Below are 24986 nucleotides of genomic sequence, written 5' to 3'. Positions count from 1 at the left end.
TAGAATTAATTTGAATAAGCAAAAGTAGTGCATGGTGATGGTTTGGTAAAATTTATGTTGTTAAAGAAACTTAATAATAAAAAAGCTGCTTTAATTAACGATCATACAACAATCAAAACAACCCCTTGTCTCCAGCCTCAAAGCCTTCATCTACCAGATGACTGGAGGTATTCATAGCTGCATTGACCGCTAGCGCATCACAACGTTCATTAATTGGGTGGTCGTCATGACCTTTTACCCATTGCATTTTTGGTTGTGTGCGATTGTAGGCTTTTAAAAAACGTTTCCATAGATCTGGATTTTTAACGTTTTTCCACTTGCGTTTGATCCAACCAGTGATCCAGTTTTTATTTACGGCATCGCTCACATAACGACTGTCTGTAAAAACGGTAATTTTTACGTTATCCTTTTTAATTTTTTCAAGTGCTTCAATAACAGCAAGAAGTTCCATGCGGTTATTAGTCGTCTTGCGATAGCCTTGAGAAAATTCTTTTTTAAAATTCTGTCCTACGGCTATCATTACAATTCCATACCCCCCAGGACCTGGATTACCGCGCGAAGAACCGTCTGTATAAATGTGTACTTCTTCCATTATTGAAGCAATTCTTCTATGGTTGTAGCAAAATGCTCTTGCTCTAAAAGATGAATTTTTGCAGCGAGATCTTCAGCTGTATCGGTAGCGCTAATAGGACAAGTAGCTTGTTGAATAATAGTGCCTTCATCATAATTTTCATTTACATAATGTATGGTAATACCACTTTCTCTCTCTTTATTTTCAATAATTGCTCGATGCACATTCATTCCATACATGCCTTTTCCACCATAATCAGGTAATAATGCTGGATGAATATTAATAATTTTATTGGGATGGTCTTGAATTAAAAAACTTGGGATTTTCCACAAAAAACCTGCTAAAACGATTAAATCAGGATGTTCTGCCTTTAAAAGTTTTTGTACTTGTTCCGCTTTCGCGAAAGCAAATCTGTTAAAACATATAGCAGGAACTCCAGCTTTACTTGCTCGTTCCAATACAAAAGCTTGTGGATTATTAGATAAAACCAAGGAAACTTCTACGGTTTCAGACTCTTTAAAATGATCTATAATTGATTGAGCATTAGTACCATTACCGCTTGCTAAAATGACTATTTTCTTCATATATCTCTTGGAAAAACTTGTTGTGTAATCAAGGCTGAATGAGGTGGTAAAAATAAAATAAATGAAATTGCAAGTTAACTCAATTAGCTAAAAGATGGTTTTAACCCAAAGTTTGTTATTTTTGCAGTTCATTTAAAATTAAAATTAGATTATTATGTCAGACATTGCATCAAGAGTAAAAGCGATTATCGTAGACAAATTAGGTGTTGACGAAAATGAAGTTGTAACAGAAGCAAGCTTCACTAACGACTTAGGCGCAGATTCACTCGATACAGTTGAGTTGATCATGGAATTTGAAAAAGAATTTGATATCCAGATCCCAGACGACCAAGCTGAAAACATCGCTACTGTAGGTCAAGCTGTTTCATACATCGAAGAAGCAAAAGCGTAATTTAAATTACATGGAATTAAAGCGAGTTGTCATTACAGGAATGGGTGCCCTTACTCCAATAGGGAATAACCTACAGGAGTATTGGGAGGCATTAAAAGCAGGTAAGAGCGGTTGTGCTCCTATCACTTATTTCGATACGGAACATTTCAAGACAAAATTCGCTTGTGAAATCAAGAACTTTAATGTGACTGATTTTATAGACCGCAAGGAAGCTAGACGCATGGATCGATTTGCCCAGTATGCACTGGTTGCAGGCGATGAGGCTATAGCTGACTCTGGATTAGATATCGACTCTATAGATAAATATAGAGTCGGTGTTATCTGGGGTGCTGGAATAGGCGGTCTAGAAACTTTTCAGGAAGAAGTTAAAGCGTTTGCAGCTGGTAACGGCGTACCGCGTTTCAATCCTTTCTTTATACCAAAAATGATTGCTGATATAGCTCCGGCTCATATTTCTATTAAATATGGATTTATGGGACCTAACTACACCACCGTATCTGCTTGTGCATCAAGTGCCAATGCGATGTTGGATGCGGTTAACTATATCAAATTAGGACATTGTGATGTTATTGTAACTGGTGGTTCTGAAGCTGCTGTTGCTCAAGCAGGAATGGGTGGTTTTAATGCCATGCATGCGCTTTCTACTCGCAATGAAAGTCCAGAGACAGCAAGTCGCCCTTTTGATGCTCACAGAGATGGTTTTGTGTTGGGGGAAGGCGCTGGAGCTTTGGTACTAGAAGATTATGAATATGCAAAAGCTCGTGGAGCCAAAATCTATGCAGAAGTTATAGGTGGTGGTTTTTCTAGTGATGCATACCACATTACTGCTCCAGATCCTGAAGGCCGCGGAGTTATTGCAGTAATGAAAAACACACTACAAAACGCAGGAATCAATCCTGAAGATGTAGATCACATCAATACTCATGGAACTTCTACACCGCTAGGTGACGTTGCCGAGTTAAAAGCGATTAAAGCCGTTTTTGGTGATCATACTCCTAACATAAGTATCAATTCTACCAAATCCATGACAGGTCACCTTCTAGGTGCTGCGGGTGCGATAGAGTCTATTGCTAGTGTAATGGCTATAATAGAAGGCATTATCCCTCCTACAATCAACCACACCACTATAGACGAAAATATTGATCCTTCCTTAAGACTTGTATTGAACCAGCCTGAAAGAAGAGAAGTCAACGTTGCATTGAGTAATACTTTCGGCTTTGGCGGTCATAACTGTTGCCTTGCTTTCAGAAAGATCTAAACAGGTCTTTCCATTCGTATGAATAGAATTCGTAACATATTTAAGTCTCGAAGTAATAACAACACTAACGAAGCTTTATCTAATGCCATAAAAAAAATCACTGGTTTAAAAGTGAAGGATGTTTCTATTTATGAAACCGCTTTTACTCATAAATCGATGGGGTTAAAAACACTAAAAGGGTTTGCACAAAGTTATGAGCGTTTAGAGTTTCTCGGGGATGCTATTTTAGGTGCCGTAATAGCAGAATACATTTATAATAAGGTGCCCAGTGGTGATGAAGGCTATTTGACTAAAATGCGTTCTAAAATAGTAAGTCGGGAACACCTCAACGAATTAGGTTTAGATTTTGGTTTAATTAAATACGCCCAAACTCAAGTGCCTACTCGCAATTTTGGAGCAAATATTCACGGTAATTTATTTGAGGCGGTTGTGGGGGCCGTTTATCTCGATCGAGGTTACGCTGCCTGTAAAAAGTTTATTTGTAAAAAAGTGATTGAACCTTATGTAGATATTGAAAAACTAGAAGGAAAAGTGATCTCTTATAAAAGCCTTCTTATAGAATGGTGCCAAAAACACAAGAAAAAATTTGAATACAACACCTATGAAGATACAGGTGCCGATGAAATTAGACATTTTGCGGTAAAACTTAGCATTGACCAACGGGTCATTGCCAAAGCCAGGGCTACTTCTAAGAAAAAAGCAGAAGAAAAAGCCAGCAAAAGAGCTTTTTTTGCCCTTCAAGACAAATTTTAAAACGCACAACAATATCTATATGCTGTTTATAAATAAAAACGCTGATTCTTAGCTCCCTTTTTTTATCCTATAATAACCTAACGGCCATATCTCATTGCACTTCGTTATCATAAACAACAAGCTACTATCGTTTTCGTAATATTTTACCCTTATTTCAACCTATGACACAGTAAATTTGTCTCTAGTCTTCTTAAATTAGCAAGGTTAAAAAGATAGCAGATGGCCGTTCACAAATTAACAGATTGGGAATTAGAAGAAGAGCCCTATGTACTTATCGCTATACATGCTACATCAGAGCCCTACAGAATGGCTTATCTAATCAATAAGCACCTAGAATTAGGCTTTTCAAGGACAAAAATAGATCAAGATATCTTGCAGCAAGCATATACTGCAAATTATCCCGTATATAAACATTTTGACAAAGAACAAAATGCTCCTTTTTATCTAATTCCAAATAAATATTGGGGTGTTTCAAATCAAGAAAAGATATCCTTAGGTTTATTTGATCATGAAAAAGAGACGCAAGTGAAAACCCTTTTAATTAAAGAATATGGAACAGTTGATTTTTTACTCAAAATAGAAAAAGATCCCGACTTTTTTCCAGTTAAAAAATTAATAAATGCCCTCGGGGAGATTCCTCAAGTAATAAGTGTCTATGCAGTAGATACTTTTAAAATTAAACAACAAGATTATTTAATATTTGAATAATGCCAAACACTAAAAAAACTAAAATTGTCGCCACTCTAGGACCAGCGACTTCTACTAAAGAAGTATTACTGGCCATGATGAAAGCAGGGGTCAACGTATTTAGAATCAACTTCTCTCATGCAGACCATGAGGATGTAAGAGAGCGCGTGCAAATGATACGCGACATCAATAAAGAACACGGTTTTGCCACTGGTATTCTAGGGGACTTACAAGGTCCTAAATTACGCGTGGGTGTGATGAAAGAAGAGGTAGTTGTGCACCCTGGTGACATCATAACCATCTCTACAGGCACTCCTTTTAAAGGAACTGCAGAACATGTTTATATGAATTATGAGCACTTCCCAAGAGATGTAAAACCTGGAGAACGCATCCTACTGGATGACGGAAAGCTCATGTTTGAAGTTATTTCTACTGATGGGGAAAAAGATGTAGTCACTAAAGTTATTCAAGGGGGACCTTTGAGATCTAAAAAAGGGGTGAATCTTCCCCAAACAAACATTTCACTTCCTGCACTTACTGAAAAAGACATCGTGGACGCTGTATTTGCTTGTAAACTACAAGTAGACTGGATGGCACTGTCTTTTGTACGTCACAGTCGTGATTTGATCGAATTACAAGAACTCATCGCAGAGCACTCAGAAAATAAGATTCCAATTATTGCTAAAATTGAAAAGCCTGAGGCGGTAGAAAACATTGATAAAATAGTAGCCTATTGTGATGGCTTAATGGTGGCTCGTGGAGACCTGGGGGTAGAAATTCCAGCTCATGAAGTTCCATTAATACAAAAAACACTTGTCCTTAAAGCAAAAAAAGCGCGCATTCCTGTCATCATCGCTACCCAAATGATGGAAACTATGATCACTAGCCTTACTCCTACACGAGCAGAGGTAAATGATGTAGCCAACTCCATCATGGACGGAGCAGATGCGGTAATGCTTTCTGGAGAGACCTCTGTAGGTCAATACCCAGTGCAAGTAATCGAAAAAATGACTAGCATTTGTTTGGCTGTAGAAAACAGTGACTTGATCAAAGTACCGCACTCTGCTCCACACATAAAAACAAAAAGATACATTACAAAATCAGTATGCCATCACGCCGCAAAAATGGCCGATGAGATTAATGCAAAAGCCATTACTACCATGACCAATTCTGGATACACTGCCTTCCAGATCAGTGCGTGGAGACCAGCTGCACATATTCTTACTTTTACTAGTAACCATCGCATACTGACTCAACTGAGTTTGCTTTGGGGTGTTAGAGCATTCCTTTACGACCGATTTGTAAGTACAGACGAGACTATTAAAGATGTCAACAAGTTTGCTAAGGACCACGGATTTGTAGAAAAAGGGGACTTCCTAATCAACCTAGCAGCGATGCCGGTAACTGATAAAGGAATGGTAAATACCTTAAGGGTTTCTGAAGTAGAGTAACACTTAGACCAACAGTTTATAAAAAAACCTTATCAAATCGATAAGGTTTTTTGTGCTTTAAAAATGTCCCGTCCTAAAATAGCGATACACTAAAATTTAGTGTAATGAACAAGTCAGTAAAGAAGGGTTATGCAAAAAGAACCCAAAAAGACTACTCGCTTTCTTTTAAGCTTCAAATAGTCGAAGAAATTGAGTCTGGTCAATTAGACAGGTTGTCTGCTCACCTTAAGTATGGCATTCAAGCCAGGTCAACGATTACCACATGGCTCAGAAAATATGGTACCTTTGATTGGGAGAACCTATCCGTTGTGACCATGGCAAAACACCAGAACAAAGAATCATAGAACTAGAGGCAAAAGTCAAACTTTTGGAAAAGCAAAAGGCTCGAGCTGAACATCTTGCAGAAAGAGCTGATAAGAAGGTAATCATCTTTGATATGCTAGTTGATATGGCAGAGAAAGAATATGACATCGCTTATCAGAAAAATTACACGCCCGAGTTATTGAACGCTTCAAAGAAGATCAAGAAGAAACAATAGTTTCCACCTGTAACTTACTTGGGCTGGACAGACAGGTATATTATCGAGCCATTAAATCTAGAACTCAAAAACAACATATCTCACAACAAGTTATTGAGCTAGTCAGGGCTATACGTAGTATAATGCCTAAACTAGGCACTAGAAAGCTATATCATATGTTGAAAGATAAACTCTCTGCTATAAATGTAGGAAGAGATAAATTATTTAGAATACTCAGAGCAAATCATATGCTTATAAAACCTAAGAGATCCTATCATATAACCACAGACTCACATCATCGCTTTAGAAAGCATAAAAACGTTGTTTGTAATATGGTGATTAATAAACCAGAACAAGTATGGGTTAGTGATATCACTTATTTAGGGACTAGAGAAAACCCATCCTATCTAGCATTAATAACTGATGCTTATTCAAAAAGAATCGTAGGATATAATGTCTCAGCAAGTCTTTCTGTTAATGGAACACTACAAGCCTCTTGAAATGGCCTTGAATAATAGAAAGTATAAAGATCAACCACTTATTCATCATTCTGATAGAGGATTACAATATTGCTCTAATGAATACCAGAACCTACTTAAACAGCATGCTATTAAACCTAGTATGACTGAAAAGTACGATCCGTACGAAAACGCAGTTGCAGAACGAGTGAACGGAATACTCAAACAAGAGTTTGATGTTAGCAAAAAAGTCAAATCTTTAGAAATAAAGAAAAGACTGGTAGAAGAAGCTGTTGGTATTTACAATAATATAAGACCACATTTATCAAACTATATGCTAACACCACAGCAGATGCACGAACAGAATAAACTTAAAATGAAACAGTACAAATCAAAAAATCTCATTGAAGCTAGCTTCAATGAGATTTAAATAATAAATTTAATCTTTAATAATCTGTATCGTTTATTTAGGACTACACAAAAGTAGTGTTAAAACAAATTGGTATTAGAACGCAAATCCCAACTGCACTTCAACAAAGTCTTCTTCCTCCTCCCCTTTTGCCGTGTTCAAATTACTCAGTGTGATCCCTAATAAGCGCACGCTTTCGCGAAAACTCTCTTGTTCCATAAGTTCTATAGCAGTATTTAGAATCGCCTCCTTGTCTCGTATAAAGTAAGGCAGTGTCTTGCTGCGCGTTTGAGTTTTAAAATCGCGAAATTTAATCTTAAGTGTTACCGTTTTTCCCGCCACATCTGATTTGGCAATACGCTTTTCAATTTCTTCAGCAATCTGAATCAGTCGTTCCTTCATAAAAATCTCGCTAGAAATATTTTCATCGAAGGTGCGTTCTGCGCCAAGAGATTTTCTAATTCGGTCGGCTTTTACAGGACTTTTATGCATGCCTCTTACGATTTTATAATAATGAGTACCGCTCTTTCCAAAATTGTCAGCTAGAAACTCCTGCGATTTTTGTTTTAAATCAAAACCAGTGAAAATACCAAATTGATACATCTTCTCAGCAGTGACTTTACCTATTCCATGAAACTTGCGTATGTCCAATTGTTCTAAAAACGGAATAATTTCTTCTGGAACGATTGTTTTCTGACCGTTAGGCTTGTTGTAATCGCTGGCTATTTTGGCGATAAATTTATTAACAGATATCCCTGCACTGGCTGTAATTCCGGTAACTTCATAAATACGCCTCCTGATCTCGTAAGCAATAATCGTCGCACTGGGAAAATTATATTTGTTTTCGGTAACGTCCAGATAGGCTTCATCCAAGGATAAAGGTTCTACAAGGTCCGTATAGTCATAAAAAATCTCTCTTATCTGTGCTGACACCTCTCGGTAGCGGTCAAATCTGCTTTTTACAAAAATAAGGTCCGGGCACAATCTTTTGGCCGTCACACTAGGCATCGCACTGCGCACCCCATATTTACGTGCCTCATAACTTGCTGCAGCAACCACACCTCGATCACTGCTTCCCCCTACGGCAATAGGTTTTCCTTTTAAGTCTGGGTTGTCATGTTGCTCTACAGATGCATAAAACGCATCCATATCTACATGAATTATTTTCCTGTCTGACAGTTCGTGCATATCGTAAAATTACTACCTTTAAGAAATATAACCTTGACTATTAACAAACTTCCACCAATGGAATTTACCGCTATAATTATAGGCGCAACTGGCCTAACAGGAAATATCTTACTCTCGCAACTGTTAGAAGATAAAAGGTATGCTAAGGTAGTTACGCTTTCGCGAAAGCGGATCGAAAACAACCACCCAAAACACCATAATCATCTAGCCGATTTATTTGACCCCTCCACCTATAAGGAATTTTTAAAAGGGGATCATCTTTTTATATGCACGGGAACCACGAAGGCCAAAACTCCAAACAAAGAAGAATACTACAAAATCGAACATGATTTGCCCCTCGGAGTGGCACGAGTGGCTAAAGAAAATGCAGTGCGTAAAATCATCACTATTTCTGCTTTAGGTGCCAATCCTGATAGCAACATCTCTTATAATCGCGGCAAAGGAGAAATGGAACGAGACTTAGAAGATTTAGGTTTTGAGGAAAGCTATTTTGTCCAACCAGCACTTATAGGTGGCAAACGAGATGAAAAAAGGCCCTTTGAAAGTGCGTGGAAAAAATTTCAAAAATTGATTGATCCATTATTGTTCGGCGCTCTTAAAAAATACAGGACTATAGAACCAGAAACAATTGCGAGCGCTATGATTTATATAGCGATAAACGCTTATGATAAGAATAGAATAGAAAGTGATGAATTGGTAGAAATAGGCAGTAGGCTGTAGGCTGTAGGCTGTAGGCTGTAGGCAAAATTAGAAAATCGGCTCACAAATTTAGGTTCGCTGCTGTTTTTTCTTTCCTTAAGTTTTATTGACTTCTGGATGCAGCCTTTCCCTTCTCCATCAAACAAAGAGAGAAAACTTCTCTATCAAATTTAGACAATGCTAAGACAAATACGCAGCTTGTCAAATCTTAAAAGCTTTTTCAATACCTTGCAACCATGACTGAAATAGAACGCAAATTCCTATTTAAAAACACCGATTTCCTAAAAGGTATAGAAGGAAAACGCATCACTCAAGGTTATCTATCTACAGATCCAGAACGTACGGTACGGGTGCGTATAAAAAGCGATCAAGGTTTTCTAACCATAAAAGGAACGTCTAACCAAAGTGGCCTATCTCGTTATGAATGGGAAAAAGAAATTAGTACACAGGAGGCTAAACAATTACTACAATTATGTTTGCCCGGCGTGATCGATAAAACTAGGTATGAAGTAGTTATAGAAAATCATACTTGGGAAATAGACATCTTCCACGGAGAAAACAACGGACTTCTACTAGCCGAAATTGAACTCAAGTCAGAAGAAGAACCTTTCTTAAAACCAGAATGGATCGCTCAAGAAGTCACTGGGGATGTGCGGTATTACAATTCTTATATCAGTGAAAAACCATTTTCTAAGTGGTAGGTTTCTTACTTTTTGTTTTTGAAAAAAGGAAATATCTGAAAAGTGATACCAGCTTGATGTCCTTTTTGCTCCCATTCTCCAGAAACGGTAACAGCATTGCTATTTTGATACGTAAACTCACCAAAATAAATAGGAGTAAAAGAGTAAGAATAGAAGGCTCCTAATCGCATTTTTGTTTTGGTAGGTAAATCATATTGTATACCTAATGCAAGACTTGGTCTTATTATGCGGTTGCGATCTACAGTGGATAGTCTAAAGTTATATCCATTCAAAGTATTAGTCCCTCCTAATCCAGAAGAACCTTCATCATTAAATAATCTATAGTTTATTTGTGGCGCTATCATTGCATGCAAATTTCCTTTTTTATTTAATTCATATAATAATTGGGTCTCCAAAATAAAATAAACATATCCATTTGCTCCTGATTTACGTTCTATAATATTTTCGTCAAAATCAGTATCATTTATAAGGTATCTATTTTTATCTGTTAACCAGTCAATGGAAATATTAAAGTTGTAGTTGAGTTTTTTGTTTCTTTTCCAGTCATAACTTAATCCGAGTCTAGCGGTGGTAGTATTGAGAAGTTCCCACTTAAGTTGGGGTGGTAGAGCATCTCGTTTGAAGTTGTGATTTCGAGCATAGTTAATTTTTATTCCTATATTTTGGATAAAACTTCTATTCTCTTCTTGTTGGGCTTGAGTGACAAAAGCAGCGAGTATGATACTCGCTGCAATTATTTTTCTAATAATTTTCATTTATTGTAACATGATTTTATCTGTTCTATTGGTACTCCAACCATGTATTGATTTAGTTATTCCTTCTATTGCTTTATATTTAATTACATAGCCGGCAAAATGTATTTCTTCATCCTTAGCGATGACTTTTCTTCTTTTTCTACCTTTTGGTTCATCAAGATATTTATAAACGTCGCAATCAATAGCTTCAGTGCTACTAATATCTCCTTCCACTTTAGCAAAAATATTTAATCTTCTACACCTCCACTTCCCTCTTTTATGCTTAAAACCTCTAGTTTTGGCTTTTGCTTTGACTACAATGTAATCGCCTTTTAACTGATGTCTCCAAGAAACCTTTCTATTATCTGTGTAAACAATTTGACCATCATTGTCAATGTCAGCAAAGCACTCTTCAGTTAAAGTAACAGGATCATAGTTATTGTCATCGGTACCGTTAGCATAATTTTGGGGCGCTCCATAATAACCACCTACCACAACAACATTTTCATTTTCCATCCAGTTCGTATTAGTGCTGCTTGGATCATTTACTACATCTAAAAATAATTCCATTTCATAGACAGGCACTTGTATATATCCAAATCTAGTGAATTGAATTAAATATTCGCCTATATTAGCCTGAGCATCAATATTTAGCACAGCTCTTTTTTCCTCATCAAATATGAAATGATTATAAGGACTATCGCTAACATCAAAAGAGTCATTAACTCCAAATTGATCTAACCAAATATGCTCCAGTTGTATCAAATGAACTCTTAAACTATAAAAAGAAAAACTGTTTTCAAATTCTGTTAAAGGCTTTTCATCATCAAAACCTGAAGACTCTTCCTCATCAATTAAATCGTCTTCATTTAAATTATTGTTTTGTTCTACGAATGCATCATCATGATTTTCAACTTGTTCTTCAAGATCCATTTGAGTTTGATAAAAGGTCTCCATATTAGGGAAGTATAACATATCTGCTAATCCATATCGAGAAAATGAGACTTTGGATATAGAACCTCCTGATTTAGTAGTTATTGACTCTAGCTCTTGCACTTCATCTTTAGAACAAGAGATAATTGCGGTACTGCATAAAAATGCAATGATTATTGGTTTAATTTGCATAATTTTATAATGTTAAAAAATTAGTAATTGGTGTTACGTTTTTTGACTGTGAAAGCTTCTACCTGGTAGGAGCTTTTCTTTTTTTACAACTTTTTCTATTTTTTGTTTTTTATATGGATTGCGATTCTAAATGTAGAAGATAAAGACAATGCATGCAAAAACTACTGGTCTAGATTCATGAATAACGACTCGATCTTCATGAATCTAGACCAGTATACCTATCAAATTTCTCTTTGTTTTCCAGCTATCACCTAATTCAGGGTCTTCCTCTTTCTTTTTCTATCAACCTTCATAAAGATTGATAAAAAATCGATGATTTTTGGGTCTAAATAACACCATAGCCCGTCGAAAATTCGAGAGCACTTCGTTTTAAGAAGAAAAAATAGCTTTGAACAGCATGTGATTTTGCCCAGATAAATTAGAGGAGAAAGAATTGTTTTAAGATCACTATGGGTAAGAACAACTGATTTTAACCATCAATCAAAAACCACATAAATACGCACATCATTGCCCTCTTCATCCACTGCGGTAATCAGGCGCTTGCCTTTTTTGCCCGCTATAGCAAGATCGTGAAAGTTTTAGTAGTGCCTAAAAACTCATCTCCCATATACCAAAATACCTGAGCATCACTGTCCTTATGAGCAATCTCAAAAATGGCGCTATTTTGCTCGCCTTCTACATTTTTAGTAAGCGTGATGGTGGTATTGTGTTTGGGTTGTATAAATATCATCACATCCTCCTTAGCTGGAACACAGTCCTCTCGGTAATCGGGTAAGGCTTGATAAGCAGGGTTGGACCTTGCATAGTAAAAGACATCACCGGCGGCAACGTGAACCAGAAGGTGGTTACTAGTTGCCAGGCAGCCTCACAATCGGCATTTACTTGGTAGATTTTTGTAGGTTCTAAGTTGATGGATTTATGAAAAGGACAAGAGGCAAACTTTTCTCCTGCTACAGGAATATTTTGGATTGTAACTTCACATAATGGGGTTGCGAGATAGCCTGATTGGTTGCAGGTTGGTACCTGGATCAAGTCATCATAAGGCGGGGCAAACCAGTTTTGTGTAGGCAACCTATTGAACAAATCAAAAAGTACTAGCTCGGCAATCCTTAGTTTCTATAACCGTGGAATAAGGTACATCAAACAGTTGATCTGACAAACATAGCGCTTACCAAACCAACAATAGGATCCCGTATGCTGAGTTTGAATTTATGTTTGTAATAGAACTTTTTCACCGAATGAAACTACGGATTCTTTGAGTTTTAAGAACGCGAAAATCTCATGAATATGTTATGAAAAGGCTAGAATTAATGAAAACCTTTTGGATGATCGAAATTAGATTCTGTTCTAAAAAATGTAGTGTATAGATCCCTAGTTGTAAATAAACATCGCAAACACCCTTTGTCCTAGCGGACATTTCCCTCAAGGGAAAACCAAATTAAAAAACTGAAGCGATAAGATCATTAAAATCTTTTAGTACCGTCTTCCCTTGAGGGAAGCTAACAGTTGGGTGTTAGCCATCTGTAATTTCTCATTCAAGAAAATACAGTTGTAATCTTCTTCCCAACACTACCATCATCCTTCTCAAAAACCGGAGCTTCTAACCCAAATTCTTGAGCAGCGTTTTGATAATATGCTTTTCGCCTTATATGTGGTTCACTAACGGCATGAATTACTGGCGCATCAAGTGTGCCTGCGATCACTTTTATAATAATGGCATTCACATGATCTCGTGTCACTAGATTTATGGGTGCCTCAGGATTTTTAATTCCTTTTCTTCCTGCCAGCATTTTAATAGGATGCCGATCATCACCTATCAGTCCGCAAGGTCTGATAATGGTAGATTGATATGCCATTTCTTGAACCACTTGCTCTGCAGCGTTGATTTTTTTACCATGATTACTGGTGGCATTGGGTAGTGCATGTTCATCATAAGTAGGTAGTTCTTCCGTATCTTCAAAAACAGATGTGGATGATATGAAAAGAACCTTGTTGATTTCATATGCTTGAACAAATCTCATGAACAACTTGATCCTAAAGGCAAAATCGCTTTCTGGATTTTGACGCAAGCCTGGCGGAATGTCCATCACCAAAACATCCAATCCCTCTAAAAAACCTTGAACATCTCCATAGATTTTATCTTCTTGAAGGTCGATCTTAAAAGCATGGATTCCATTTTCTGAAAGCTGCAGTAACTTTTCATCAGTTCTCGATGTCCCTCTTACTTCGTAACCTTGCTTTTTTAATTGTAAAGCAAGCTCATAACCCAACCAGCCACATCCTAAGATTCCTATAATTTTATTCGACATTTTCACTTATTGCTTCGGTTTGCTGTTGAAGTAATGAAAGGGTTCTTTTTCTAAGCACCGCATCATTTAAAACAAACGGCATGGACATGTGATCCAGCGGTCGCTTGCTGACCTGCATTTCTTTTTGATCTAATAAATCAAAGGAGGCTGCATAAATGATCAGTTCTGGTGCTACACCAACGTCAAAAGTCATCTCCATTTCTAGAGGCGCGTTATCGGTCACATAATAGCTCAACATGCGATTTCCCCATCGGTTGCCAAATGGTTTTTTAGTCCTCCCCGTAGCTTGAATTTCAAGACCATTGACCACGGCTTTTTCAAATACATATTTAGCATCTGCAAAGACCTCATAACGATGTACGATGCTTTCACTGCTGACTTTAAATTTTACAGTACGCAAACTATTTACTGCGGTGTCGCTCATGACCTCAATCTTTACTTCTGCCAATTCTTTATAATCGGCAGTTGCCGCATAGGAGAATCCGGTGCCGTATTTGGAATCGATGGAATTTTCGTTCAGTTCCCGAGCTAATTGAGGTTTTTTACCTGTTTTTTCCTTGGTCCAATCTGATAAGGCACTGTCATAAGTGGCCCATTGAGCTGTTTTGGCGTCTTGGTCTTGCAAGTAGATCAAGCTAGTAGGTTGGGGTTGGGTTGGTGAGTATTCCGCTTTCGCGAAAGCGAAACACAAACAAACTAAAGCAACCATCAACGAGCCAAATGCCAACAATCCTTTCTTGCGGTAATGCCCTATAATAGGGATCAACAAACCAAATAACAAGGTACTCAAAACAGCAGAGACGAATAAAATACTCATTCCTAAAGCGACTGTAAAGGCGGTTACAAATGGAGCGAAAACAAAAATTGCAGGAACGGCGAGTAATAATAATAAAATATAACTAGGTCGTTTTTGATAAATATTGAGCCACAACATGATCAATCCAGCAAATAGAGGTACTACAAAGTAACCGGCACCACCTAGATATATCCCTGGAATCAAGCCGGCATTTCCCACTGGAAAAGCGATTGCCAATGAGATCCCCCATAATACCAACAAAGGCGCCACGCTCAAACTAGCAATGCGATCCCGATGATAAAATTTGTGATACAAGAAAAAGCAAGTACTCACAGCGGCAAATGCAGCTGTAGCCATCAACCAGTACCCATTATACGGAAAACCATGATGTTGATCTATATAAAAATCATTGTACTTGACAGCTGCCCAACCATAGTTGCTCCATAAATAACCGATGATCAGGCTCCCCAAAAAGGGTATAAAACCTGCCAAAAGATCTTTTATACTAATACGTCTCTTGCGTATTCCTAAGATAATTAAAAAAAGCAATAACAAACCGCTTATAATAATCATAGCTGCAAGCCAGCTGAATGGAAAACTAAGCATTTTAAACAAGGGCATAGGAAAGTACACCAGGTCGTCTCCTTTTTCTACCATCAGTCCATCGGTCATGTCTAAGTCGCTAAAGTGAATCAACAAAGGCATCAAATAAGAACCTTGGTGTGCTAGGGTATTTCGGTCCAGCCGTTCGTAATTATCCAACTCGGTATGGTAATCAAAATGGTCTCCTATAAATGCAAAATTGAGACCGTTGATATTGCCCTCTTGCCTAAAAGCCGTAAGATCTGTGCTGTTAGGAATCATTTGATAAATGCTGTATGCGAGCGAATGTGCCACTGGATAATCTGTTCCAGCTGCCATAAATTCTTCTATCATCTTGCGATTACCGCCATTTGTCTCCACCAGCATATAGCTAGGTCCACCACTACCGCGAGCTTCAAAGTTCAGTGCACAACCTACATTTTTTGCCCAGGGATGTTCTCTTACAAAAAGGCTGGCACCGTTAAGTCCTAGTTCTTCACCGTCTGTAAAACATATAATCACATCGTTTTTAGGCAGTTTGTTTTGTGCTAGAAAAGCTCTTACTCCTTCCAGAATTGTCGCCACGCCACTTGCCGCATCGCTAGCTCCTTTGCTGGAGTGTGGGTCACTGTCATAATGACTTAATAACACTAATGCTTTATTAGAAGCATCGGTCCCTTTGATACGAGCTATAATGTTTTCTGGTTCAGACATGTTCCCGTTGCTACTGATGTCATAGCCTTTTTGTGTGGAAACTTCCAGTCCCATTTTTTGGAGTTCACCCTTTATATAATCTCTGACGTTATCATGAGCTTTACTTCCTACATAATGTGGTTTTAAAGACATGGCTTTTACATGTTGCAATGCTCTAGCAGTAGACCATTCAGTCGTTGGTAAATTCTCTTTTACTTGAGAAGATGGGGTCTGTCTTTGAAAGGCATACCAAATCATCAAAATAATAACTAGAAATGAGAAGGCTGAAGTGAGGTGAGATTTAGGTCTCATGTTTGGTTGGTTTTTGCAGAGTCGGAAAGTTAAGGAAAAAGCAGGAAAATGTTTCCTATGCTCAAAGGATAGGTTTCTTTTAAACTTGACATAGATGTATTTTGATGCGTTACCCATGAGGCTATGCCAGGAGCAGTTGGATCAACTCCGATAGGATTGCCAAAATAATTGAGGAATGCCCGCTTCTATGTTCAAAGATTCCCATCAAAAACTTCCCCTTTGGAGTAGTTCATCATTTTAAAAACATTATTCTAAATTCTATTCTTTAAATCTTACCTTTGTATCTTATCAAAAAAGCCTTGAAACTCAATCCTAAAGACATAGAAACAGCTCAACTCCATGGCATTATGCTAGGAGCCGTGCAACCGCGGCCTATTGCTTTTGCTAGTACTGTGGATGCACATGGCAAGGTGAACTTATCACCCTATTCCTTTTTTAATGTTTTTAGTGCCAACCCGCCAGTGATGATCTTTTCTCCTGCGCGACGGGTACGAGACAACTCGGTAAAACACACCTTGTTGAATGCCAAAGCTACTGGAGAAGTGGTCATCAATATCGTAAACTATGACATTGTTCAACAAATGTCGTTGTCGAGTACTGAGTATGCAGAAGGTGTCAATGAATTTGAAAAAGCTGGTTTGACCGCTGTAAAAAGTGATCTAGTCGCACCTCCTCGAGTAGCAGAAAGCCCTGTACAATTTGAGTGTAAGGTAAAAGAAATCGTAGAATTAGGTCAGGAAGGTGGCGCAGGTAATCTCATCATTTGTGAAGTGGTTATGGTACATGTGAATGATAACGTTCTCGATGCTGATAACAAGATTGATCCTTTTAAAATCGATACAGTAGCAAGAATGGGTGGTGACTGGTACTGCCGTTCTAAAGACGCTATGTTTGAGGTTCCTAAACCTTTGGCAACTCTAGGAGTAGGCGTTGATGCACTACCAGAACATGCGAGAAAAAGCGATATTCTTACCGGAAACGATCTTGGTCAACTAGGAAATATAGAACGAGTACCAGAGCAGCAAGAAGTGCTCGCTTTCGCGAAAGCGGAACACTTATTCAACCTCTCTACAACAGATAAACACAATCGAGCTAAAGAGCTCATCGCAAAAGGGGAACTCCTGGCTGCGTGGAACTATTTATTATTATAGACTATGGAAGTATTAGGAAAAATTAAATTGATAGGAGAAACCAAAAGTTTTGGTTCCAATGGTTTTCAAAAACGTGAACTGGTAGTAACTACCGAAGAGCAGTACCCGCAACACTTAATGATAGAGTTTGTGCAGGATAAAACGAGCTTATTAGATGCATTTAACGTAGGTGAACCTGTAAAAATAGGCATCAACTTAAGAGGTCGTGAATGGCAATCACCACAAGGAGAAACAAAATATTTCAACTCTATCGCAGGATGGAGAATTGAAAAAGCAAGTGCAGCCACACCAACATCAGGTGCAACAGAAGTACCTCCATTTGATGAGTACGAGCCGGTATCCAATACCAAGAATGAAGATCATGATGACTTGCCTTTTTAGGTAACTGATTTAAATATTCAAGGTCCGTCTAGGTATTCGATCAACTCAATACGGGTCTGTCGAAGACAATAATAGCATCTAAAGAACCTATCCTAAGTCGCACTTCGACAAGCTCAGTGTGAGATAAGTATTTGCAAAAGCAGCAAGAAAATTTTTTGCTGCTTTTTACATTTAATATGGATTCATAGCTATGAATAATAGTGTTAGGATATTAAAAATAAAAAATCCCAACTTTCTCAAGATTGGGATTTTCATTTTAATAGGTCAGTCTTCAAACAAACTCAAAAAAAAGCAATGATGAAAATAAATTTAAATTTGAAGACTATTCAAAGATTAGTAAATTTAGGGCCATTTCCAAACTTAATTCACAATTTCTATTGTATTTATTAAACGAATCTTTAATTTTTCCCGATCCTAGCAGCGCTCCAGAACATGGACTTGCTGCTATAGGTGGTGATTTAAGCCAAGAAAGATTGCTTCTTGCTTATCATTCTGGATTCTTTCCATGGTACAATGATGGAGAGCCTATCTGCTGGTGGAGCCCAGATCCTCGAATGATTTTTAATTTGAAATCCAACTCTCCCATGCACATTACCAAATCCATGCGGCAAAGCCAGCGCAATCGGGGTTATGAAGTGCGAGAGAACACATGCTTTACCACTGTTATGAAACATTGTGGTAACCTGCCTAGAAACGACCAAGACGGTACCTGGATCAATAAAGAGATGCTGGAAGCTTATGCCCAACTGCATGAATCTGGTCATGCAAAAAGTATGGAGGTTTTTAAAGATAATGAGCTCGTAGGCGGGCTGTACGGAATAGATTTAAAAGATAAAGGCATTTTTTGTGGAGAAAGCATGTTCTCACTAGCTACTGATGCGAGTAAAATTGCTTTAATGTATTTAGTAGAAAAATTACAAGCTTTAGATTACCAGCTTATAGACGCTCAAGTATATAACGATCATTTAGATCGCCTAGGTGCGGTAGAGATAGATCGAGAAGTGTTTTTAAGTTATTTGAGCTAGTACCATGACTTAGCTTTAATCTCTTGTTACCGCTTGCACCTTTATACTTGCTATCACTTGTATTGTTACAGGCTCAGTGCCACCTCTAATCCTGTGGATACTAGGTTGACCAAAAAATCAGTGCCCCCCTTTTTGAGGATAGCCTATTTATAAAATAGCATAATACCCCCTATGTTTAAAAACAACAACCGATCTGTATGTGCTGTAAAATCTTCCAGTCGGTAAGTAGTAACGAATTGTAATTTCAGTTGATTGCTGAGTTGTTTTCCGATTCCTAAAGAAAACCGCTGATCGTAGCCTGGACGCTGATCGCGCTCTGCAATGAAAAGTGTTTCTAGGCTTGCGGTAAGATAAAATTCTGATGCATCTGTAGCAAAACCGTTTAAGGGTAAGGAACTAGAAAAACGATAGCGCCATCTATGCGTCGTACGATCTCCTCTTAGCCGCTGATCCCATCTTAATCGGTGTGCTATTTTTAAGGCGTTGTATTTTCTCGTATACACATATTGTTCTGAAAACCTTACTTCTTCTGGTCTGAGGTCATCAAACAGCTCTCTATACATGACTCCTACTCCTAGCTGCGAGTAAAAGCCTACTTCATAACTAGCAAATTGAGATGCTTGAATGTGCAGTGCTTCAAAAGAACCTTGCGTACGGTTACGCTCAGAAATAGCGGTGTTAAAACTCCATCGGGCATTATTATGCCAGGATATATTTAAGGAAGGCTCTACGATGACATCGTCTGTAATTTGAGAAAATGAAATGAATGGAACCCATAAAAAAAGGAAGAGTCTAGAATAATAAAAAGTCATATTCTAGTCTTTTGATGTCGCGTTGACTTATAAATTTTCCTTTTTTATCAAATAGGAATTCTTTGCGGTAGATCTTCCGTTTGTCCTTAAACGCAACAATCAACTCGTAATTATCAAGACTGTCTCGAGCTATTTTTTGTTGTATTTGTTGGCTATTTTGATCTCCTGCTACATATTGTTCTTGTACTTTTTCGATACGGTATTTTTCAGCAATGCTGTCTAATGTTTTGCTTATTTTAAAAAGGGTTTCTTTAGGGATCCTTCTCTTGCGCGAGTCTAATTCTACGTCTTCTAAAAGGCCGTTTTCGTCAAATTCTATACTGTATTTTCGATCTTGGTACTTGAGTTTTGCTTCATAGCTTATTTTGTTACCATCAGTTTCTCTATAGTAAGTTACTTTCTTACGCGCATAGCCTATTACTCTTACTACTTCAACCGCGTTCTTAGGAAAGAGATCTAAAGTTATTTTTTCTTCTCGTTCTTTTTTTGGTTGGGATGGAGTTTGTAAAGGTGGTGCTATCGTGTCGTTTTGTTGTAAAGCAAAAACTTCACTGCCCCAAGGCGCAGTGAAAGCAAGAACAAGACAAATTCCTAATAATCTACACCTCATCATATCTAAAACAGGTGATTTCGTGATCGTTTACCATTCCAATAGCTTGCATAAAGGCGTACATAATTGTAGCCCCCACAAAGTTGAATCCGCGTTTTTTAAGGTCCTTAGAAATCTGCTCTGATAGCGCAGTTGTTGCAGGAGCTTTTTTGTAATTTTCAACTTGGTTTTTAATAGGGTTCTCATCTACATAACTCCAGATCAATTTAGAAAAACTGCCGTATTCTTTCTGGACTTCTAGAAATAGTTGTGCATTACTACTAATTGATTTTATTTTTAATTTGTGGCGTACGATGCCGGCATTTTGAAGAAGCTCCTCTTGCTTTTCCTGATCATAAGCAGCTATTTTCTGAACATCAAATTGATCTAGCGCATCAAAATAATTCTGCCGTTTACGTAAAATTGTGATCCAGCTCAATCCTGCTTGCATGGTCTCTAAAATAAGGAATTCAAACAAGGTCTGGTCGTCATAAACAGGCTTTCCCCACTCTTGATCGTGATAAGATTCATACAACTCATCTCCTAAACACCAGCCACACTTTTGTTTTTTCATGATGTAAAATTACTAATCTTTATATTTACGATCTATGAAACAATTAGTATTATTTATTTTGGTTATTTTCTTCTCTAGTTGTGCCACTCAAAAAGCCATTAGCATTCCAGAGGTGGAACAGTCTATAGATGCCTGGCATCAAGCTGCATCACAAGCTCATTTTGAAAATTATTTTGATCTGATGACAGAAGACGCTATTTTTATAGGTACAGACGCCACAGAAAACTGGCAGGTTACCGAATTTAAAGCTTATTCCAAACCTTATTTTGACCAAGGAAAAGCTTGGTCCTTTACCTCTTTAGAACGCCATGTATATAGCCTATATGGAGTGGCTTATTTTGACGAATTGCTAGATACTCAAATGGGAATATGCCGTGGCAGTGGCGTTATGAAAATGCAAGATGGAAAGTGGAAAATTGCCCATTACGTGCTTTCTATAGCCGTCCCTAATGATCGTGTTTCCGCGCTTACCGAAATGAAAAAGGAGTGGGATAAAAATTACATCAAACAACTGCAAGAGCACTAAAAATCAGAAATCCTTACTTCAATACCTACCTATAACCTCGACCCAATTAGAATATAAAGAGTCCTGTCCGTCAGCATGAGGCACTTTTTTAATTATTATCTGAAAGATGCAACCGCCCGATTATGGATGACAGATGCTAGCTTGTGAAAGAAAAGGGAAATCAATAGGATAGGAATGTGACAAAAAATAACTGCCAAAAAATAAATCAGGGCAATTATTGATTAAAAAATGGTTCTTTTAATCAAAACACTTAAAAACTGATTGTTTTTAATTAAAAACAACTGGGTTTATACTAAATTTATAAGTTGAAAATAACGCTGATAGTATCCCATATTCTAAAGAGAAGTCCAAATGAAAAATTTATTTAGTTTTTTGATATTTATTCTCAGTGCTTCTGCTGTTGCACAATTAGGGGCAGATGCTCCATGGATGCAAAAATTAATGAGTCAAAAAAACGGCAGTACCCCTACTTATGAAGAAATAAAAGCGGCTGGAGAACAGTACTGGGAAGTTCATGATAAGGATGCAAAAGGTAGTGGTTACAAGCCTTTTATGAGGTGGGTAGATAGAGCTGAAGCTTATGTAAAGGCAGACGGTACGTTACAGTCTGCTTTAGATATACAAAACGAACTCAACCAAAATTTATTAAAAAACAGTTTAGTAGATACCTCCAACTGGGTTCCTGTAGGACCCTTTAGTTTTACTGCAACTGGCTCGTGGTCACCCGGTCAAGGTAGAGTGAATACCCTAGTTGTAGACCCTAATAATTCCAACACCTATTATATGGGTACGCCTAGTGGTGGCGCTTGGAAATCCATAGACGCGGGAACTACTTGGAATCCAATAACAGACTTTCTTTCTCAAATAGGAACAAGTGCTATTGCCATAGACCCTAACAATTCTAATATTGTTTATATAGGTACAGGAGACGATGATGCTGGCGATACCTATAGTATTGGAATGCTTAAATCAACTGATGCTGGTGCAAGCTTTAATACTACAGGGTTAACTTTTACAAGAGGTGAAAACATTAGTGAAATATACATAGATCCTAATAATAGCAATACCCTTTACATTTCTTCTAGTAGTGGATTTTATAAATCTACAGATGCCGGTAATACCGTTACAAAAACATTCAATGGTAATGTAAAGGATATCAAGTTTAAACCTGGAGACTCTAATGTCATTTATATGGCTACATTGTCGCAATTCTTTAAATCTACCAATCAAGGAGCGACATGGACACAAATTACTTCTGGACTACCGACTAATCAAGGAAGATCAGTAATAGGGGTTTCTCCAGCTAATTCCAATTATGTGTACTTACTTATCATTGATAGCAGTTCGGCTCTTGTTGGTGTTTACAGGTCTACCGATAGTGGTGTTACTTTTTCTAAAAGAGATTCCGGAACTGATATTTTAGAAAGTGCCCAAGGATGGTTCGACCTAGCACTCGAGGTCTCCCCAACTGATGCTGAAACTATTTACACGGGATGTCTTAATGTGTGGAAATCTACCTCAGGAGGGTCTTCATTTATCAAGATCAATAGCTGGAGTAATAGTTCTCAAGCAACTTATACTCATGCAGACATTCATCAGATAAGACAATTTGGCAATGAATTATTTGTTCTGTCTGACGGTGGAGTATACCGAAGTACTAACGAAGCCTTAAGTTTTACAGACCTTACTGGCAGTGCGCAAATAGGGCAATTTTATAGAATCGCCGTAGGAAAACAATCCAGTGCAGACCTAGCCGGTGGACTACAAGATAATGGTGGCTTTACCAGAAGTGCAGGCTCTTGGAAGAATTATTATGGTGCCGATGGGATGGAATCTGGAATTGACCCCACTGATTCAACTATTAGATATGGTTTCATACAGTTTGGTGGCGGCTTGTATAGTTCTACAAATGGAGGAAACAGTCTCACGAGCAGTATAAATGGCCCAGAACAAGGAAACTGGATTACCCCTATGAAAACCGATAGCAGAGGAACTATTTATGCAGGTTACACCAGATTGTATAATGTAGTTGGCGGATCTTTTACTGCGGTATCTTCAGCCTTCAATGCTAATATTGATGTTTTAGAAATAGATCCTAATGACGATAATATCATTTATGTTGCTGTTAATCAAGTTCTATATAGAAGTATTGATGCTGGTTTAAACTTTAATATCCTATTTAATTTTCCTGAAAACATCTCTGCTATAGAAGTCAATTCTAATGATAGCTCTGTTGTTTATGTGGCAACTAGATTCTCTGATGGACAAGTATATAAAAGCACTAGTTCAGGAGCTAACTTTACAAACATAACTAGCAATCTTCCTAACTTGGGTAAAAATACATTGGTTCACCAAGGACTAAGCGTAGACGAACCTCTATTTGTAGGTACTACTGTAGGTACTTACCGATATGATGAAAGTGTCGGTCTATGGGAATCATTTGGAAATAACTTGCCTAATGTAAATATTAGAGACCTCGAAATAAACACTAATGACAACACCCTAACAGCTGGAACCTACGGCAGAGGTATCTGGCAAACGGCTCTCCAACGCGTTGCTCCCACTACCGATGTAAAAGTAGTTGAACTTCTCACGAATGGTGGTGAAATAGCTTGTGGAAATAATGTTGTCAATATCATTGTAGAAAATACAGGAATGACTGTTGTAAATAATGTGGACATCAATTACAGTATTGATGGAGGGACAAGTATTTCACAGCAAACTAATGTGTCTATTGCTCCGCAAGGAACCGCTAGCATCCCTATTCCAGGACTTAACCTAACTTTAGGAACGCACACCATCGATGTTATCGTGACCACAATAAATGATTATTTCTCTAATAATAATGAAGGCTTTATAGAGATTTTAAGCAACTCTTCTGGTGTAGTGAATGACATGCACCAATTTGAAAACAGAGCATTTCTTACTTCCATTGAAGGTGATCCATCTTCTGCATGGCAACGAGGTGCTGCAACTGGTGCTGTTTTAAGCAGCGCGATTACCGGATCAACTAATGTCTACGGTACCAATCTTTCTGGGCCATATGGCAACAATTCTACCAGCTATTTATATTCGGGTTGTTACGATTTATCTAATACCACTAACCCTGTATTGTCATTTGATATGGCTTTTGATATAGAAAATAACTGGGATTTATTGTACATGGAATATTCAACAGATGGTGGAGGAGCCTGGAGTGTTCTAGGCGCTGCAACTGATCCTAATTGGTATAATTCAAATAGATTCCCCAACAATTCAAATTGTTATAATTGTATAGGGGGGCAATGGACAGGTGCTTCTCCTATAATAACTAATTACAGTATTTCTTTGAACTCTCTTAACAATCCTTCAGAAGTTGTTTTTAGATATGTTCTAAAAACAGACCAATCCGTTACTAATGAAGGCGCAGTAATTGATAACTTTGTAATTAATGGAACCTTAAGCACCGAATCGACATCTCTTGAAGAGTTATTCTCTATCTATCCTAACCCATCGGAAGGAGTGTTCACTATCGCGTGGAATGCTGCTCAAGAATTTGATTATAGTGTTTACGATGTAAGTGGAAAAAGAATTGCTACAAGTAAAAAGAATTCCGGAAGTATGCATCAGGTCGATTTATCTGCAGTGTCTCAAGGAATGTATTTTATAACTATCTCCACCGCGACAGGATCAGTAACTCAAAAATTGATTGTAAGATAGTTCACTAGTAA

At 37.7% G+C, this 24986-nt stretch carries 27 protein-coding genes; 16 read left to right on the top strand and 11 right to left on the bottom strand.

All coding sequences use genetic code 11. The features are described from left to right. Window positions 1-112: 112 nt before the first annotated feature. Together rnhA and purN are read right to left on the bottom strand one after the other, a co-directional pair. On the bottom strand, window positions 113-592 hold the full coding sequence (rnhA, locus tag KG732_RS12005) for a ribonuclease HI (RefSeq protein ID WP_213524071.1): 480 nt from the start codon (window positions 590-592) through the stop codon (window positions 113-115). Next, window positions 592-1155: a phosphoribosylglycinamide formyltransferase gene (gene purN, locus KG732_RS12000; RefSeq protein ID WP_213524069.1), complete on the bottom strand. Its 564-nt coding sequence runs from the start codon at window positions 1153-1155 to the stop codon at window positions 592-594. The genes rnhA and purN overlap by 1 nt, the downstream gene beginning before the upstream one ends. A gap of 154 nt (window positions 1156-1309) precedes the next feature. Between purN and KG732_RS11995 the strand changes: the two genes are divergently transcribed. The 9 genes from KG732_RS11995 (at window position 1310) to KG732_RS11955 (ending at window position 7100) form a co-directional block, all read left to right on the top strand. After that, complete coding sequence (locus KG732_RS11995; RefSeq protein ID WP_015361896.1) at window positions 1310-1546, top strand: acyl carrier protein; 237 nt, start codon at window positions 1310-1312, stop codon at window positions 1544-1546. A gap of 10 nt (window positions 1547-1556) precedes the next feature. Continuing rightward, window positions 1557-2804, top strand: a complete 1248-nt coding sequence (gene fabF, locus KG732_RS11990) for a beta-ketoacyl-ACP synthase II (protein WP_213524061.1) — start codon at window positions 1557-1559, stop codon at window positions 2802-2804. Between the two features lie 18 nt (window positions 2805-2822). Then, window positions 2823-3557 carry a ribonuclease III gene (rnc, locus tag KG732_RS11985; RefSeq protein WP_213524059.1) on the top strand — a complete coding sequence of 245 codons (735 nt, stop codon included), beginning with the start codon at window positions 2823-2825 and terminating at the stop codon, window positions 3555-3557. A 219-nt stretch (window positions 3558-3776) separates the two neighbouring features. Beyond that, complete coding sequence (locus tag KG732_RS11980; RefSeq protein WP_213524057.1) at window positions 3777-4265, top strand: IPExxxVDY family protein; 489 nt, start codon at window positions 3777-3779, stop codon at window positions 4263-4265. Then, a complete protein-coding gene (gene pyk, locus KG732_RS11975; RefSeq protein WP_213524055.1) occupies window positions 4265-5695 on the top strand; it encodes a pyruvate kinase in 1431 nt (476 codons plus the stop codon). The genes KG732_RS11980 and pyk overlap by 1 nt, the downstream gene beginning before the upstream one ends. Window positions 5696-5799: 104 nt before the next feature. Further along, window positions 5800-6039: a transposase gene (locus tag KG732_RS11970; protein ID WP_213524053.1), complete on the top strand. Its 240-nt coding sequence runs from the start codon at window positions 5800-5802 to the stop codon at window positions 6037-6039. Between the two features lie 23 nt (window positions 6040-6062). After that, complete coding sequence (locus tag KG732_RS11965) at window positions 6063-6233, top strand: hypothetical protein (protein ID WP_213524051.1); 171 nt, start codon at window positions 6063-6065, stop codon at window positions 6231-6233. A 155-nt stretch (window positions 6234-6388) separates the two neighbouring features. Next, window positions 6389-6712 (top strand): hypothetical protein, encoded by a 324-nt coding sequence (locus KG732_RS11960; RefSeq protein WP_213524044.1) that lies wholly within the window; start codon window positions 6389-6391, stop codon window positions 6710-6712. Further along, entirely contained in the window at window positions 6690-7100 is a 411-nt protein-coding gene (locus KG732_RS11955) for an integrase core domain-containing protein (protein ID WP_213524042.1), read from the top strand. The genes KG732_RS11960 and KG732_RS11955 overlap by 23 nt, the downstream gene beginning before the upstream one ends. A 75-nt stretch (window positions 7101-7175) precedes the next feature. On the opposite strand, the gene dinB is transcribed toward KG732_RS11955, so the two are convergent. Next, complete coding sequence (gene dinB, locus KG732_RS11950; protein ID WP_213524040.1) at window positions 7176-8267, bottom strand: DNA polymerase IV; 1092 nt, start codon at window positions 8265-8267, stop codon at window positions 7176-7178. Between the two features lie 57 nt (window positions 8268-8324). On the opposite strand from dinB, the gene KG732_RS11945 reads away from it, so the two are divergent. Beyond that, a complete protein-coding gene (locus KG732_RS11945; protein ID WP_213524031.1) occupies window positions 8325-8987 on the top strand; it encodes an NAD(P)H-binding protein in 663 nt (220 codons plus the stop codon). A 215-nt stretch (window positions 8988-9202) separates the two neighbouring features. Continuing rightward, window positions 9203-9667 carry a CYTH domain-containing protein gene (locus KG732_RS11940; protein ID WP_213524029.1) on the top strand — a complete coding sequence of 155 codons (465 nt, stop codon included), beginning with the start codon at window positions 9203-9205 and terminating at the stop codon, window positions 9665-9667. Between the two features lie 5 nt (window positions 9668-9672). Here KG732_RS11940 and KG732_RS11935 read toward each other — a convergent pair whose 3' ends face one another. From KG732_RS11935 to KG732_RS11915, 5 genes are all read right to left on the bottom strand, one after another. Beyond that, window positions 9673-10422, bottom strand: a complete 750-nt coding sequence (locus KG732_RS11935) for a hypothetical protein (RefSeq protein WP_213524027.1) — start codon at window positions 10420-10422, stop codon at window positions 9673-9675. Beyond that, window positions 10423-11526 (bottom strand): hypothetical protein, encoded by a 1104-nt coding sequence (locus tag KG732_RS11930; RefSeq protein ID WP_213524025.1) that lies wholly within the window; start codon window positions 11524-11526, stop codon window positions 10423-10425. It abuts the gene before it with no gap. Window positions 11527-12082: 556 nt separating this feature from the next. Further along, window positions 12083-12256, bottom strand: coding sequence for a hypothetical protein (locus KG732_RS11925; protein ID WP_213524023.1), 174 nt, complete (start codon window positions 12254-12256; stop codon window positions 12083-12085). Window positions 12257-13061: 805 nt separating this feature from the next. After that, window positions 13062-13835, bottom strand: coding sequence for an NAD(P)H-binding protein (locus tag KG732_RS11920; RefSeq protein WP_213524021.1), 774 nt, complete (start codon window positions 13833-13835; stop codon window positions 13062-13064). Then, complete coding sequence (locus KG732_RS11915) at window positions 13825-16218, bottom strand: M28 family peptidase (RefSeq protein ID WP_213524019.1); 2394 nt, start codon at window positions 16216-16218, stop codon at window positions 13825-13827. The genes KG732_RS11920 and KG732_RS11915 overlap by 11 nt, the downstream gene beginning before the upstream one ends. Before the next feature lie 347 nt (window positions 16219-16565). Between KG732_RS11915 and KG732_RS11910 the strand changes: the two genes are divergently transcribed. From KG732_RS11910 to aat, 3 genes are all read left to right on the top strand, one after another. Continuing rightward, window positions 16566-17369, top strand: coding sequence for a flavin reductase family protein (locus tag KG732_RS11910; protein ID WP_213524155.1), 804 nt, complete (start codon window positions 16566-16568; stop codon window positions 17367-17369). 3 nt (window positions 17370-17372) lie between these two features. After that, entirely contained in the window at window positions 17373-17750 is a 378-nt protein-coding gene (locus tag KG732_RS11905; protein ID WP_213524017.1) for a DUF3127 domain-containing protein, read from the top strand. Between the two features lie 377 nt (window positions 17751-18127). Continuing rightward, on the top strand, window positions 18128-18775 hold the full coding sequence (gene aat / locus KG732_RS11900) for a leucyl/phenylalanyl-tRNA--protein transferase (RefSeq protein ID WP_213524015.1): 648 nt from the start codon (window positions 18128-18130) through the stop codon (window positions 18773-18775). Between the two features lie 143 nt (window positions 18776-18918). On the opposite strand, the gene KG732_RS11895 is transcribed toward aat, so the two are convergent. From KG732_RS11895 to KG732_RS11885, 3 genes are read right to left on the bottom strand one after another with little or no spacing between them, the layout of a single operon-like run. After that, entirely contained in the window at window positions 18919-19587 is a 669-nt protein-coding gene (locus KG732_RS11895; protein ID WP_213524013.1) for a DUF2490 domain-containing protein, read from the bottom strand. Further along, a complete protein-coding gene (locus KG732_RS11890; RefSeq protein ID WP_213524011.1) occupies window positions 19568-20200 on the bottom strand; it encodes a hypothetical protein in 633 nt (210 codons plus the stop codon). Before KG732_RS11890 ends, KG732_RS11895 begins: the two co-directional genes overlap by 20 nt. After that, window positions 20187-20750, bottom strand: a complete 564-nt coding sequence (locus KG732_RS11885; RefSeq protein ID WP_213524009.1) for a DNA-3-methyladenine glycosylase I — start codon at window positions 20748-20750, stop codon at window positions 20187-20189. The genes KG732_RS11890 and KG732_RS11885 overlap by 14 nt, the downstream gene beginning before the upstream one ends. 34 nt (window positions 20751-20784) lie before the next feature. On the opposite strand from KG732_RS11885, the gene KG732_RS11880 reads away from it, so the two are divergent. Together KG732_RS11880 and KG732_RS11875 are read left to right on the top strand one after the other, a co-directional pair. Beyond that, a complete protein-coding gene (locus KG732_RS11880) occupies window positions 20785-21276 on the top strand; it encodes a nuclear transport factor 2 family protein (protein ID WP_213524006.1) in 492 nt (163 codons plus the stop codon). A gap of 351 nt (window positions 21277-21627) precedes the next feature. After that, complete coding sequence (locus KG732_RS11875; protein WP_213524004.1) at window positions 21628-24975, top strand: T9SS type A sorting domain-containing protein; 3348 nt, start codon at window positions 21628-21630, stop codon at window positions 24973-24975. Window positions 24976-24986 lie beyond the last annotated feature (11 nt).

The sequence above is a fragment of the Nonlabens sp. genome (assembly GCF_018401815.1).
Classification (GTDB): domain Bacteria; phylum Bacteroidota; class Bacteroidia; order Flavobacteriales; family Flavobacteriaceae; genus Nonlabens.
Note: the sequence above shows the minus strand (reverse complement) of the source record. Positions and strands in the feature narration are given on the sequence as shown.